Here is a 13,773-nt window from a genome sequence, read left to right on the forward strand (position 1 = left end):
GTTAATTTCCTCCTTTCACACTTTTCTTCTTACCAAAGAAATCTGTAATTTCACGGGTACCCATTAAGCCCTGTGGACGATATAACATGACAACAACCAATACGATACTGTATATAATCATACGAGTCTCAGGATATTGCTGTAAGTATGTTGAAATAATGGTTAAAAGGATAGCAGCAATTACGGAACCGGACATACTTCCGAGTCCGCCTAAAACCACAAAGATTAAAATATCAAAGGATTTTAAGAAACCAAAGTTGGTTGGCTGGATAATGTAAAAGTTATGAGAAAATAATCCGCCGGCGATTCCTGCGAAAAAAGAACCAATGGCAAATGCTGCGACTTTATAAAAAGTTGTATTAATCCCCATCGCGTCTGCCGCAATTTCATTTTCCCTAATCGCAATACACGCTCTTCCATGCCGTGAGTTCGTAAAGTTGGATATCACAAGAATGGTAATAACGAGACACACAAATGCGCTTGTCCAAGTCGTCATATTGGATACCATCATTCCTGCAGCGCCGCCAACATACTCAATATTTAAAAACACAATTCTGATAATTTCACCGAATCCTAGAGTAGCAATAGCCAGATAATCTCCTCGAAGTCTTAAAGTAGGAATACCAACAAGAAGGCCAGCTAATGCCGCAACAATTCCACCAATAATAATAGCTAAAACAAAAGGCAGTTCAAATTTCATGGTAATGATCGCTGAAACATACGCTCCTACTGCCAGGAATCCAGCATGCCCAATCGAAAATTGTCCGGTAATTCCAATAACTAAATGAAGGCTGACCGCTAAAATGATATTAATGATCATTAAGATCAGCATGTTGCTATAAAATGCATTTAATATACCTGTTTGAATCAAGCCTTGGCCAATTCCATAAATCAGTACTGCTAAAATGAGAAATAGCCAGAATTTACTTACCTTTTTCATCTGTCTATCTCACCTACACTTTCTCTCTTGTATTTTTTCCAAAGATGCCAGAAGGTCTAAAAATAAGAATCAGGATTAAGATAATAAATGCTGCAGCATCTCTCCAGAGTGAGAATCCCATTGCACTTACCACTGATTCCACAACTCCAAGGATAAGACCGCCAACCATTGCTCCTGGGATAATTCCGATTCCGCCTAAAACAGCTGCAACGAACGCCTTTAATCCAGGGATAATCCCCATTAATGGTTCTATCTTCGTATAATAAACACCAAAGATAACACCGGCAGCCCCTGCTAATGCAGAACCAATTGCAAAGGTATAGGAGATGGTCCTGTCTACGTTAATCCCCATTAAACGTGCAGCATCCATATCATGTGAAACGGCACGCATCGCTTTACCGATCTTCGTGCGGTGAACGATAAATTGTAAAATTATCATTAAGCCGACAGACACGCTAAGGATGAAAAGGGACTGACTGCTGATTTGAGCTCCGAAAAGGTTAAAGCTTGTGCTTGGTAACACATTATCAGGATACGCCTCAGGCTGTGCTCCACGAGCGTAAATTACTCCGTATTCAATTAATAGCGACATTCCTATTGCTGTTATTAAGGCCGCTATTCTAGTAGCATTTCTAAGACGTTTATAGGCTATTCTTTCAATCAATACTCCAAATACTGCACAAAATGCCATTGAGAATAATAATGCTGGAAAGAAGCCTAGACCCCATCCCTTAATCGCATAAAACCCGACGAACGCACCTACCATAAAAACATCACCATGGGCAAAGTTAATTAATTTTATGATTCCATAAACCATGGTATAGCCTAATGCGATTAAGGCATAGATGCTACCGAGTGATATTCCGTTTATCAATTGTTGTAACCACTCCATTGTTCTCACTCCTATTTTTTCCAGAATAAACTCTTTACAAAAGTAAAATGGAAGGATTATCCTTCCATTCTACTAAAATAGTACTTTTAAGGATTTACTTTTGTGTTAAACACTTGTTTACCATCTACATATTCTAAAATTGTTGCTGTTTTGATTGGATGATGATTTTCATCAATTGTTACTACTCCAGTAACAAGGCTTAAATCTTTTGTTTTTGCTAATTCTGCCTGAATCTTACTAGAATCAGTGCTGCCTGCACGCTTAACCGCATCCGCTAAAAAGTAAACCGTGTCATAGCCAAGTGCATTAAAGGCATTAGGTGCTTCGCCATTATTCTTTTCTTTAAATGCTGATACAAAGTTTTGTACCTTTTCATCTGGATCTTCAGATGAGTAATGGTTGATTAGGTAGGTATTATTTAATGCTTCTGCTCCAGCCAAATCAACTAACTTTGGTGAATCCCAGCCGTCAGCACCCACTAATGGAACATCGATTCCTAATTCACGCGCTTGCTTTACAATTAAGCCAACTTCTTCATAATATCCTGGGATAAAAATGAATGAAGGATTTTTTGCCTTGATTCGTGTTAGTGTTGCACGGAAATCTGTATCCTTTGCGACATAAGCTTCTTCCGCGGCAATCTTACCGCCAGCTGCTTCAAACGTTTCCTTGAAGGCGTCAGATAATCCTTTAGCATAGTCACTTGAGTTGTCAGCGAAAATCGCTGCATCTTTAATTTTTAACGTATCTAAAGCAAAGTTCGCAGCAACTGTACCTTGGAAAGGATCGATGAAAGAAGTACGGAATACGAATGGTCTTACTTTCCCTTTTTCATCTACAGTAACAGTTGGGCTTGTACCACCTGGAGCAATTAAGACCGTTTTCGTGTCATTTGCAATTTGCGCTTGAGCAACTGTATTACCGCTTGTTGCTGCTCCAATTACAGCTGTTACCTTGTCTTGGCTTGTTAATTTAATAATACCGTTTGTAGCTTCTGCTGCTTCTGATTTATTATCTACTTTCACAACATCAAACTTTTTACCATCAACGCCGCCATTTTTATTGATTTCATCAACAGCCATTTCAATCCCTTTTGACATTGATTCACCATATGACGCAACGTTTCCTGAAAGCTCTAAGTTAATACCCAATTTAATGGTATCTGAATTGCCGCCTCCTGAACTTTCTTTTGCTCCACCTGCACACCCTGCTAATACTCCAGCAAAGATGGTAGATGCCATAAACACACTTGCTAATTTCTTTTTCATGGAATTTCCCCCTTTGATTGAATTTTCAGATACTAAGAATCATAGATTAGTACCTTTTTTGACCCCATGAGATTTGTTTATAGGCTAAATTAATTAACATAAGTTATTGTAGTACTTTTTTCATTGTTAGTCTAGTATATTATTTCAATATTTCAGAACTTTTTATTTTTTATAAAAATTAAAGCGCTTACTTGTTGTTATAAGGCATTTTCATTGAAAATATATATTGTTGCGAATTAGAATTTTTTCTTAATCATTATTCCAATTTATGTATTCACGTTTGAAATATTTTACTTATATATACTTTTATTACCATCTTATTGATTTCCATAAAAAAGAAAGAAGACAAATTTCGTCTTCTTTCTTTTTACTCAGATGTATCCTTTACCACCTATGCGCCTTTGCATTTGATCTCGTGATAATGTTATGTTGAGAAATTTTTGTGTGTCCGTTTACCTGAGAACTAGCACGCTTAGGCCTTGTCCAATTATTGAAGAACTTTTGAGAATGTGGATCCAAATGATCTTGAGTACTCACAATGAATCACCTCAACAGTTAGTATAGGGATACTCTGAAAAACGATATTACAGGAATATCAATTATAGTATTTGGTTTTGGATATATAAAAATACACATTATTTAAAGCATATCCATGATTTGGCTAAGGAGCTTAAAGAATGACGATAACTTGGCCAACATGATTTTCTATGGAGTTTCATATTTACACTCTAACAAAAGATCGCGTGGAGATTCCCAGGTGTCATTTTTATTATGACATAATTCTTTTTTCCCCTTCGATGGCTTTTATAGGATCAATGTTTTGCGTAAATTCAAGTGTCCCCATGTATTTACCACTCTCATCTCTAACAGCAAAATAACGGATGTATACATATTTATCACGAAACTTGATCCAGAAATCTTCTGTATCCTTCCTCCCTGCTTTAAAGTCAGCTAAAAGTTCCTCCACCACATGTACACTTCTTGGTGGATGACAGTTTTGAACTGTACGACCAATAACTGCCTTTGTTCGAGCAAAAATTCTTTCTTTCCCATGAGAGAAGTATCGTACCACATCATCTTGATCAATGAACGTGAGATCTACGGGTAAATGATTTAACAGCAGCTCTAGCTGATTTAAAGATAATATTCCTGTTTCCATTTTAATGTATCCTTCGGAAATTGCTTTTTCATCCAATGCATGTCTTTCAGGCTTCCAAACCTCTGTTGGTGCAATCAAGCAATATCCAATTTCGTCACTCTCTCGTGCAATTTTCACCCATTCATCTTCGGTAAAATTGTTCAATGCCATCGGGAAAAGAATCTTCTCTTCTCTATAAATCATGGTAATAACTTCTTGAATAACAAATTTAATCACTTCGATAACGGCCTGTTTCTCACCATTATAAGTGGCCAATTTTTTCCTTGCTTCTTTAATCGCGTCACGGATAAAGTCGTTAATCCGCCACATGTTATTTGTTGGCCCATAAATGCCGTAGGTTTCTAAATAAGGGAATATTAAATTCTCCTTCCGGCTATAGTGCTTATCAATATCGAGCAGTAAATTGATGTCTTCTAAGAGGAGAAGTACATTTTCTTGATTATCTTCAATCTCAAACTGATCCAAATGAACTTGAAGTTGAGTATTTACCAATTTATCTAATTCTTTATTTTCTACTATAAATGTGTGTATCGGGTGGCCATGTTGTTCCTCTGGCTTGTTTGTTTTTTCTACTTCTTCAATTGCCCCTTTAAAAATTTCTGTGTGTTTTGCATGTAAACGGTGCATTTCTTCTACTGATAGATCCCCGAAATCATGCTGAAGTTGTGATATTTCTTCAATTGTAATTTTTCCAATAAACGCATCAAAATGAGCTTTTACCTCATTAACATTTTTTCCTTCGTGAAGATCTTTAAATATTTGCTTTAAGATAGCCTGACGTTTATTTGGATTATTCGTTAATTGTTCACGGTTATTAATTAATTCACTCATTGGAATTTCTCCTTCGAAAGTTGGTTATTTATGCTATTGATAATTAATCTCATACATAAAATAACACCTTTTAAAATGTCTGTTTGTGATTAACATCATTGATACAGAAATAACTTTGTAAATGTGATAAATTTGAGAACGAATGATGGCAGAGAAATTGACAGCCGTTTTTATCCGTGTTATATTTATCTCGAATTAAAGATAAATATTTTTGAGATATCTACTATCACCCTGTCCTATGGAGTGAATTCGACTTTAAAAGGCAAAATAAATAAAGACATGTAAATGGAGGAATAAACGTGAACCACTTTAAAGGTATACACCATGTAACAGCAATAACAAGCAGTGCTGAGAAGAATTATGAATTTTTTACTTATGTATTAGGCATGCGTTTGGTTAAAAAAACAGTCAATCAAGATGATATTCAAACCTATCACTTATTCTTCGCAGACGACACTGGAAGTCCTGGCACTGATATGACATTTTTCGATTTCCCCGGAATTCCAAAGGGTGTGCATGGAACAAATGAGATATCAAAAACTTCCTTCAGGGTACCTAGCGATGTCGCATTAGATTATTGGGTGAAGCGTTTTGACCGCTTGAACGTAACCCATACCGGAATAAAGGAGCAATTTGGTAAAAAAACCTTATCGTTTGTTGATTTTGATGATCAACAATACCAATTGATTTCTGATGAAAACAATAAGGGAGTTGCCTCTGGTGTACCTTGGCAAAATGGCCCGATTCCATTGGAATATGCGATTACCGGGTTAGGTCCTATTTTTGTACGGATTGCTAATTTTGATTACTTTAAAGAAATGATGGAGAAGGTGCTGCTCTTTAAAGAGATTGCTCAAGAAGAATCCTTTCACTTATTCGAAGTAGGTGAAGGAGGAAATGGCTCACAAGTAGTGGTGGAATACAATGCGGTCCTTCCACAGGCAAGACAAGGATTTGGTACGGTTCACCACGCAGCATTCCGGGTTGAAGATCGTTCCGTACTAGAGGAATGGGATCAGCAAATGCAGAGCTTTGGATTCCAAACATCTGGCTTTGTGGATCGCTACTTTTTCGGTTCACTCTACTCAAGAGTGGCTCCACAAATCTTATTTGAATTTGCAACTGACGGCCCTGGATTTATGGGTGACGAACCATATGAAACCCTTGGTGAAAAATTATCACTCCCCCCTTTCTTTGAATCAAAACGCGATCAAATCGAAAGACTCGTTCGTCCCATCAATACAGTAAGAAGTACAATTAAATTTAAAAAAGAATAAAAATAAGCGGATCCTTCGGGACTCCGCTTTTTTCTTTGTTTCCAATCGTTTATACCTTACATTGAAAAAAGTGCCAGGCTCGAATGCTGGCACTTATAGTCATTATTATAGTGTTGTAATGATTGGTCCATTTTTCGTTAGGATGATGGTATGTTCGTACTGCGCTACAAAACTTTCCTCTGTCACATAGGTCCAGTCGTCACCTTCAACTTGAAAAACTTCCTCTTCTTTGGTTGAGATGAAAGGCTCGAATGCGATTACCATACCTTCCTTTAAAAGTTCGTCATCCCACGTATCATGGTAATTATAAATATGATCTGGAGCTTCATGAATTCTTCGTCCAATTCCGTGTCCTGTTAGGTTCATGATGACTGTTAATCCGTGCTGTCGCGCCGTTTGGATTACGGCTTTTCCAAGTCCACTTTTCTTTGAACCAGGTTTTGCTTTCTTAAGACCAGCTTCAAAAGCCAATTTAGCCACATCACAAATTTTAGTTAATATTTCTTCGCCTTCACCTACTACGAAAGAAATCCCTGTATCAGCGAAGTAGCCATTCTTTGAACCAGATACATCAATATTTACGATGTCACCTTCTTTAATGACTCTCTTCCCTGGGATACCATGGGCCACTTCCTCATTGACACTAATGCATGTGTAGCCGGGAAAATCATATTCACCCTTTGGCGCAGAAACGGCACCGGCCTTTTCGAAAAGCTGTCCAGCTATATCATCTAGTTCCTTTGTAGTTATACCAGGTACGGTTCTTTGTACCAATTCATCTCTAATTTCGGCACAGATTTTGCCGATTTCTTTCAGCGCTTGAATATCTTCTTCTGTTTTTGCAATCATGTGTTTTCCCTACTTTATCATATTAATATCGTTGTAAATTTTCCATTCTTATATTTTAGGCTTACTTATAGTAAAAATTCAAGTATGTTTCCTTAGTGTGTATATTCAAAAAACTAGTTTCCTTACGACCAATGAGCAGGCTTTACTAATGTGGCTGGTAATTTAGTATGTTTATTCCCTATAGCGGCATTCACTTGAGCCTGAGTAAGAAAAATACTCCCAGTAAGATTTGCTCCACTGATATCCGTATCCCTAAAATCCGCACCGATGAAATCGCACCATCTAAGATCAGCATTTCTAAGGTCTGCTGCAATTAGTAAGGCACCTCTTAAATTTGCACCCCTTAGATCGGCGCCCTTCAACTTTGCCCCTATATAATCCATTCCCCGCCGTGTATCTTTATCCTTTTTAGTGACTTGAGCTCGAACCAATTCGCTAGTACGAATCAATAACTTGTTTACTTTAGCTCTATGCTCATTCATATCTATGCTCAATATGAATTCTGGACTTTTACCGGTCAGTTCTTCAATCTCTACAAGACAATAATGTAATTCATTATAGATTGGTTTTGCCGCGTCTATAGTTAGTGCTTCATTTAAATACCATAGCATTTCATGGAGTTGTTGCATCATTGGATAAACATCAAACATCTCTTGAGCAATATCTTTGTTCGTCCGCCAATCCTTTCCATTATATGTACTTTGAGATACCTTTTGACCAGCCCCAAAGCATTCATAAGCCGAACAGCCACGAAACCCTTTATTCCGAAGGTCATTATGTATACCGCATAAATAATTGGATTGTAAATTACGGCAAGGAGTTCCACTGTCTTTATCAACGGCGAAATCTGCTGATTTTGCATAAGGCAGTGCCACACAGCACAAACCAAAACAATTTTCACAGTCAGCACGTAAATGATTAATAGTATTGTCGTCTATTATTAATGCACTAGACAAAATAAACACACTTCCTTCTATTAAAAAACTAGCCTATTATCCTCTTTTGAAAAATTTCAACCACATATTATCTTAACACAGAATCCATTAGTACGTCTTTTCCTCAACTATGTATCTTTTTTCTATTTTATAGAGTTAAAGGGGTGTACGATGAACTGACATGGATTACCGTTTTCTCTGTAAATAAAACTGCACTTGGTATTCGTTACCATTTTTTCTGAAAATAGAACTGCACAGGCTTGATTACCTGCTACTCGTTACCATTTTTTCTGAAAAAGAATTGCACGGGCATCATTACCTGCTATTTGTTACCGTTTTTTCCGAAAATTGAACTGTACGAGCATGAGTTACCTTCTATTCGTTACTATTATCACTATAGATAAAGCTGTTTTATTTGTCCTTCGGGGCAAACAAAAAAGAACAACCTTTTTAAGTTGTTCTTCATTGTTATTTTTACGCACCTTAGAGGATTCGAACCTCTGACCGTACGCTTAGAAGGCGTATGCTCTATCCAGCTGAGCTAAAGGCGCATATATATATATGGCGGAGAAGGAGGGATTTGAACCCTCGCGCCGGTTACCCGATAAAAATTAACGCAAAATTGAGCGGACACTGATACGGTCATTTACCGAACTTTCGACCGTTTTCAGTATAACACGACATAATATAGAAGAAAAGCGGTTAGGATTATGTAAAAAGAGCGGACGGAATCACGTCCACTCCACGAAACTAGGCAGACGTAGTAGTCCCGACTTGGTTAAATTTCGATATTTCACACGGACACCAATCGGCACAGCTAGGTAAGCAACGTCGTCCGTCTCTTTCGTTATCTCAGCGCGATACACCCTCGCTCTTGCTTTCGCTGGCACACCGAGCTCCATAACGCCCATATATTTGCCGTCAGAATCCGCCAATATCCATCCGAAGTCTTTCGGTTGCTTCCGATAGCCAACAACCAACATTTCTGCGTATTGATAGTTAATTACCTTCAGCCACGAATGACTTCGCTTGCCTACCTCATACCGCGAGTCCTTGCGCTTCAGCACAATACCTTCGAGGTCTTGCGCCTTAACAGCGCCAAAGTAAGCCTCACCGTGCCCTTCGATAAATTGCGTTTTTGCAAGTACTGGAGTATCCGTCGGAATGATTTCCGTGAGTATTTCTTTTCGCTCAAGCAGAGGAAGATTGCTCACTCGCACACCTTCGTGCTGAATAACGTCAAACACCACGAAGCTAATAGGTGTCTTATCGCGCGAACTCATAAAGCGACCCATCATCGCCTCAAAATCTGGCTTACCTGCGTTGTCACTGACGATCAATTCGCCATCAAGTATGGTACCGGGAGGAATTTCAAGGCAGTGCAACTCGGGGAACTTTGCAGTTACTTCATTATTATGGCGGGAATAGAGGCGTACTTTGCCTGCGTTGTCTACAGAATATATTAAACGTATGCCGTCGAGTTTTAGCTCCGTGATGTAGTCCGAGGAGTCGAACGGCTGGTCTGATTTGTGTAAAAGCATTGGCGATATAAACAAGTAAATCACCACCTACAGTTATTGAGCCTTTATTTTATCACGTTTAATAGATCCGGAGATTAGGAGGTTTTTGGAAATAAAAGACCCCTATGCTATAAAGACATAGAGGTATAATGAACTACATAAGCGAATTTATTTCCGTATAGGTTTTCTCATCGCAGCGAATATGTACCGCTACTTCCTCGTTAGTTTCGGGCTTCATAAGGTAAACAAACGCCTTCGAGTTATCCTTTTTACGACCACCAATCGCAGCTCCAGCAATAGTGCCCAGCGGTCCAGCGACTAAAGTTCCTGCGATAGCGCCAACAGCAGCCTTCCCTCCGCTACGTGTTGCAGATTCTTCCCACTCAATTCCGGTCAATATGAACGGTGTTTTCGATAGCATAGGCACTTGGGCAATGACCTCGCCGCAGTTATCGCCTTGAATTAATACTGCGTTTTTAATCGGCACCTGGAGTTGTTTTTCCGATAAATTATTACCGCCCGCTAGAATATCGAGGTTAATCCGTTTTTTCCCTGCATTTTTAAATAAGTCTTTTAAACCCATTGCTAACCCCACCCTTTTTACCGTATTATACCATATGTACGGAGAGACCTACGTAAAAGTTTCGTAGTCCCTCGAGAAAATTATTTTTCGTCCTTAAACCCAGTACCGCTTGTCGGATTATTAATAACGCCCGCAAGTATCAGTACATAAAGAATCTTTTCGACGTAGTTATCGAAAACTTCCGTATTAGCAATTACGCCAAAGTCAACGAGCGCCATACCCGCAACGGCTGCAATCGCAATCCATAACGCATAGTTTTTAAAACGATTCATGCTCGTCACCCTTTCGTGATTAAAACGTTATTATTTGGCGTAAACTTCACCTGGTCTTTATATACCCATCCGCCGATGTTGTACCAGCCGGTAAGGTAATCGTGGACTAGAAACTCTCCTTCGCCTGGCTTGATTGCGCGAATAATATCGGCAGTATAGACGGCCTCTTTACGTATTACCGTGTTTTCTATAATAGAAAGAACGCCGATTCCCTGAGTTTGTTTTGACGGCGTGACCTTCGCTTCAACTGGCATCGGCGCCTCTTTGCGTTTCAGTCCGTACAACTTAGCGATAGCATGTGCGACACCACTTCCGGCAGATTCTAAGACCTTATCATCACGGAGCTTCTTAATATCTATCGTAGAGTCCATAAAACCTCCTTCGATTAGCACTGCCGGCATGTTAGTTTTGCGAAGGATGTGTAGGTGCTGGCCGTTCTTGATTCCGCGATTCGTTAATCCATATGCGCTTACAATTGCCGGATGAACAGCTTCCGCAATTTTCTGCGACTGACCGCTACCCCAAGAAAACGTCTCAACACCCGACCACGTTCCCCATTTACCTGTGTTTGCATTATGGTGGAATGATACGTAAAGGTCTGCGCCCCAGGCATTTGCGCCGTTAGTTCTAGTCGCTAATGGAACGTCAGTCCTTCCCGTCGGATCATCGAACCGCCTAACATCTACTCCTTCGTATTGTTTCAGCGTTTTCTCGAAAGCGAGCCATACCTTGTTGTTAAAGTTCCACTCGAACTCACCGTCCGGTGTCCGCTTACCTAGTGTGACTCCAAAACCGCCATGACCTCCGCAACCGCCAATTCGCAACGTCATATTTATCGCATCCTTTCCTTATTTATTAGAGTCCATTTATCACGATACCGGCAAGACTTAGTACCGCGGTGATAGTTAACCCAATAGCCCACTTTGCGGTAGTTTTAATAGCAGCAATATCATCTGCCAGGTCGTCGATCTTTTGCAGTGCTTTATCGGCCTTCTGTTCCGCGCGCTCGGCCGTTTTCTTCGAATCCATTACGAAGTCCATTTTCGTGTTCATTACGCTGAGATCAATCGCCATTTGATTAATTTTGTCGTAAAGCTCCCGAGTAGTTGGTTCCGTCATTGTTGAACCTCCATTCCCTCCCAAAAATAAAAAGAGAGCCTATAAGCTCTCTTTTTTGATTAATGTTGGTTTCATTTTTACTATTGCCACTTTGTAATTAAACGCATTAACCGCGACTTCCTCTTCTACAATGAAGAAGAAATCGTACTCTCTGTCGGGAATGATGTTGTGCCCATATAGCGATTCGGTAATGTTGCCTTCATCGTCGGTATTTACATATAACAGCATTGAATCACCCCTCCAACCATGCTCGTATTTTTCGGAAGTACACATTTCCGTTTGCAATATCTTGATAGCCTTGCAGATATACCGAAACTACTTCCCCAGTCGGGACACCGAGGTCGACGGTTAATATCTCACCCACAACAGCTGCCTGATCCGAGATTCCATTCGTAAAACTTTTGCCAACTAGCAGAATATTGCCGTTCTTAGCAATACGAATTCCGCCCGTGTTACCGTCACCGGTTTTGTAGAACGCCACCTGCATTTTGAGGTATCTGGCAGTATGCTTAAAGGTATAATAGTTACCGGATACTGGCACTGTCGAAGCAGTTGTAAACCAATACCCATTAATGTTCACACCGCTGTCCCGGAACGGAGGATCGTGCATGTCTGTCGCAAACTCGAAGTTCGCAACACCATTGTTAATTAGTTTGTATCCATCTGGTCGCTCTACAGTAAACGCCGTCCCTTTCGCAAAAAAACCATTCGCGTCAATTAAGGAATAATCGGTTTCGCCGCCCCCTCGAACGCTGATATTATTTGCGTCAATCTGCCCGGCAGTCAACACGTCAGTTACCACGCCTTGCGAGGTAATCGCTTGCCTAAACGTTTGACCTCCGTCTGTCGATATCCCCAATCCCGCAGCGTTAAACAGGACTAAAAAGTTCGGATTGTTTTTGTCCCGCGCAATAATTCCGTTATCAAACTCCAGCTCCGTCTGAGCCGACTGCAGCGCTTCGGTCGCCCGCTTAACCGCCGCGTCCAGCACGTTATACTTCACCTTGCCGTCGCTTCCGATAATATCGCTGACTTGCTTCTCCACGCTTGCCCACCGGTCCACCACCGAATCACGAATATTACCGAGCGTAACCGTCGTTCTAATCGGCAGAAGGCTATCCTCCGCAAATTCTTCGTCGATGTCCACCAGTCGAGTCTCAATGTCAATTCCGATTGGCTCGTAGATTAAGAACACGTCGTCGCCTTCAGACGGTACATCATACGGAAAGCCGGCACGGCGAAGGTCCGCAAAGTCAATCGTAATCGATACTTCTGGCTCGTCGATAAGTTCCGCCTGCAACCTCGTATTTAATCCCTCAACTGTCGTATAGCGCTCATCACGTACTGGCTTTGCGTGTCTGATTCCGAAGACAGCCGCGTTCGGCGAAGTGTACTCCGCCTCGACTGCGTACGTTCCGTCCTCGTTTTTCTTTCCGAAGCCCTTAATGTACGTCGATAAGTTGCTCGTCTTGATATCGCGCGTTATCGTTTTGACATTGTAGTTATAACGGAATTGGAAGTCAGTCGCATTACCGATTCGCTGGCGAAAAGTTATGTGCGTGCCGTTTAGCGTGAATTCCGCTCCGTACCGCTCGAGCAGTGTTTGGAATAGGGCAAGCCGGTTTTCGTCGCCGAAGTTTTCGAAGTCCTGTGCATAGAACTGGTCGACGATGGACCACGTATATTCCGTGTCACCGAGTACGAATTGGACCGCTGAGGCGAACGTCATTGAACCGGAGTGAAGCGCGTAAACATGATCGTCAATTAAGTCGAAAAACGTGTGTACCGCGATGACTTCTTTAATAAACGTGGTGCCCCTCGACTTTTCCGCGATTTGTTTAATTCGATAAGGCTCGCCGTCGAAATCGATAACGGATTCCTCGGATACCATCGGATACGAGTGCGCGTTTTGCTCCGTCGGTAAAATTAAAAATGCCAACGTTTTTTCTCCGTTGACATTACGATATCTTTTTAACCCTTTATACCCGGTTAATGCCTCTGTATTCCCGTTTATATCAGTAATAATGAGCAAGTTCTCACCGCCTTTTTTGCAGATAAAAAAGAGCCCTGAAGGGCTCTCGTTAGTGGGTACTTATTCCGTTTTCGCTACGATTCTTTATTGTGCTTC

The 13,773-nt window shown here is 40.5% G+C and carries 15 protein-coding genes and 1 tRNA gene; 1 reads left to right on the forward strand and 15 read right to left on the reverse strand.

Features of this window, described 5'->3' with window-relative positions; all coding sequences use genetic code 11:
- Nucleotide 1: 1 nt before the first annotated feature.
- From F4694_RS19380 to F4694_RS19400, 5 genes are all read right to left on the reverse strand, one after another.
- Nucleotides 2–940: a branched-chain amino acid ABC transporter permease gene (locus F4694_RS19380; protein WP_179600958.1), complete on the reverse strand. Its 939-nt coding sequence runs from the start codon at nt 938–940 to the stop codon at nt 2–4.
- 13 nt (nt 941–953) lie between these two features.
- Nucleotides 954–1,832 (reverse strand): branched-chain amino acid ABC transporter permease, encoded by an 879-nt coding sequence (locus tag F4694_RS19385; RefSeq protein ID WP_179600960.1) that lies wholly within the window; start codon nt 1,830–1,832, stop codon nt 954–956.
- A gap of 86 nt (nt 1,833–1,918) precedes the next feature.
- A complete protein-coding gene (locus F4694_RS19390) occupies nt 1,919–3,100 on the reverse strand; it encodes an ABC transporter substrate-binding protein (protein WP_179600962.1) in 1,182 nt (393 codons plus the stop codon).
- A gap of 384 nt (nt 3,101–3,484) precedes the next feature.
- Nucleotides 3,485–3,637 carry a YpzG family protein gene (locus F4694_RS19395; protein ID WP_179600964.1) on the reverse strand — a complete coding sequence of 51 codons (153 nt, stop codon included), beginning with the start codon at nt 3,635–3,637 and terminating at the stop codon, nt 3,485–3,487.
- A 232-nt stretch (nt 3,638–3,869) separates the two neighbouring features.
- The gene (locus tag F4694_RS19400) at nt 3,870–5,090 is read right to left on the reverse strand and encodes a DUF438 domain-containing protein (RefSeq protein ID WP_179600966.1); all 1,221 of its coding nucleotides are present in this window, start codon (nt 5,088–5,090) and stop codon (nt 3,870–3,872) included.
- Between the two features lie 299 nt (nt 5,091–5,389).
- On the opposite strand from F4694_RS19400, the gene F4694_RS19405 reads away from it, so the two are divergent.
- Nucleotides 5,390–6,367, forward strand: a complete 978-nt coding sequence (locus F4694_RS19405; protein WP_179600968.1) for a ring-cleaving dioxygenase — start codon at nt 5,390–5,392, stop codon at nt 6,365–6,367.
- 105 nt (nt 6,368–6,472) lie between these two features.
- On the opposite strand, the gene map is transcribed toward F4694_RS19405, so the two are convergent.
- The 10 genes from map to F4694_RS19455 form a co-directional block, all read right to left on the reverse strand.
- Nucleotides 6,473–7,216 carry a type I methionyl aminopeptidase gene (map, locus tag F4694_RS19410; protein WP_179600970.1) on the reverse strand — a complete coding sequence of 248 codons (744 nt, stop codon included), beginning with the start codon at nt 7,214–7,216 and terminating at the stop codon, nt 6,473–6,475.
- A 122-nt stretch (nt 7,217–7,338) separates the two neighbouring features.
- Nucleotides 7,339–8,172: a pentapeptide repeat-containing protein gene (locus F4694_RS19415; RefSeq protein WP_179600972.1), complete on the reverse strand. Its 834-nt coding sequence runs from the start codon at nt 8,170–8,172 to the stop codon at nt 7,339–7,341.
- 456 nt (nt 8,173–8,628) lie between these two features.
- Nucleotides 8,629–8,702, reverse strand: a tRNA-Arg gene (locus tag F4694_RS19420).
- A gap of 180 nt (nt 8,703–8,882) precedes the next feature.
- A complete protein-coding gene (locus F4694_RS19425; protein ID WP_179600974.1) occupies nt 8,883–9,707 on the reverse strand; it encodes an ATP-dependent DNA ligase in 825 nt (274 codons plus the stop codon).
- Between the two features lie 118 nt (nt 9,708–9,825).
- Nucleotides 9,826–10,254, reverse strand: coding sequence for a hypothetical protein (locus F4694_RS19430; protein ID WP_179600976.1), 429 nt, complete (start codon nt 10,252–10,254; stop codon nt 9,826–9,828).
- Between the two features lie 80 nt (nt 10,255–10,334).
- The gene (locus F4694_RS19435) at nt 10,335–10,526 is read right to left on the reverse strand and encodes a phage holin (protein ID WP_179600978.1); all 192 of its coding nucleotides are present in this window, start codon (nt 10,524–10,526) and stop codon (nt 10,335–10,337) included.
- A gap of 5 nt (nt 10,527–10,531) precedes the next feature.
- On the reverse strand, nt 10,532–11,356 hold the full coding sequence (locus F4694_RS19440; RefSeq protein WP_179600979.1) for an N-acetylmuramoyl-L-alanine amidase family protein: 825 nt from the start codon (nt 11,354–11,356) through the stop codon (nt 10,532–10,534).
- A 25-nt stretch (nt 11,357–11,381) separates the two neighbouring features.
- Nucleotides 11,382–11,645, reverse strand: a complete 264-nt coding sequence (locus F4694_RS19445) for a hemolysin XhlA family protein (protein WP_179600981.1) — start codon at nt 11,643–11,645, stop codon at nt 11,382–11,384.
- A 39-nt stretch (nt 11,646–11,684) separates the two neighbouring features.
- Nucleotides 11,685–11,873, reverse strand: a complete 189-nt coding sequence (locus tag F4694_RS19450) for a hypothetical protein (RefSeq protein WP_179600983.1) — start codon at nt 11,871–11,873, stop codon at nt 11,685–11,687.
- A gap of 4 nt (nt 11,874–11,877) precedes the next feature.
- Nucleotides 11,878–13,677 carry a phage tail protein gene (locus tag F4694_RS19455; RefSeq protein ID WP_179600985.1) on the reverse strand — a complete coding sequence of 600 codons (1,800 nt, stop codon included), beginning with the start codon at nt 13,675–13,677 and terminating at the stop codon, nt 11,878–11,880.
- Nucleotides 13,678–13,773: the final 96 nt, after the last annotated feature.

This window comes from Neobacillus driksii, assembly GCF_013409995.1.
Lineage (GTDB): Bacteria > Bacillota > Bacilli > Bacillales > Cytobacillaceae > Neobacillus > Neobacillus driksii.

Excerpts from the sequence above, each read along its gene's own strand:
- F4694_RS19400 (WP_179600966.1), bottom strand. The coding sequence starts at position 5,090 with ATGAGTGAATTAATTAATAACCGTGAACAATTAACGAATAATCCAAAT.
- F4694_RS19450 (WP_179600983.1), bottom strand. The coding sequence starts at position 11,873 with ATGCTGTTATATGTAAATACCGACGATGAAGGCAACATTACCGAATCG.
- F4694_RS19440 (WP_179600979.1), bottom strand. The coding sequence starts at position 11,356 with ATGACGTTGCGAATTGGCGGTTGCGGAGGTCATGGCGGTTTTGGAGTC.
- F4694_RS19435 (WP_179600978.1), bottom strand. The coding sequence starts at position 10,526 with ATGAATCGTTTTAAAAACTATGCGTTATGGATTGCGATTGCAGCCGTT.
- F4694_RS19430 (WP_179600976.1), bottom strand. The coding sequence starts at position 10,254 with ATGGGTTTAAAAGACTTATTTAAAAATGCAGGGAAAAAACGGATTAAC.
- F4694_RS19390 (WP_179600962.1), bottom strand. The coding sequence starts at position 3,100 with ATGAAAAAGAAATTAGCAAGTGTGTTTATGGCATCTACCATCTTTGCT.
- map (WP_179600970.1), bottom strand. The coding sequence starts at position 7,216 with ATGATTGCAAAAACAGAAGAAGATATTCAAGCGCTGAAAGAAATCGGC.
- F4694_RS19385 (WP_179600960.1), bottom strand. The coding sequence starts at position 1,832 with ATGGAGTGGTTACAACAATTGATAAACGGAATATCACTCGGTAGCATC.
- F4694_RS19380 (WP_179600958.1), bottom strand. The coding sequence starts at position 940 with ATGAAAAAGGTAAGTAAATTCTGGCTATTTCTCATTTTAGCAGTACTG.
- F4694_RS19445 (WP_179600981.1), bottom strand. The coding sequence starts at position 11,645 with ATGACGGAACCAACTACTCGGGAGCTTTACGACAAAATTAATCAAATG.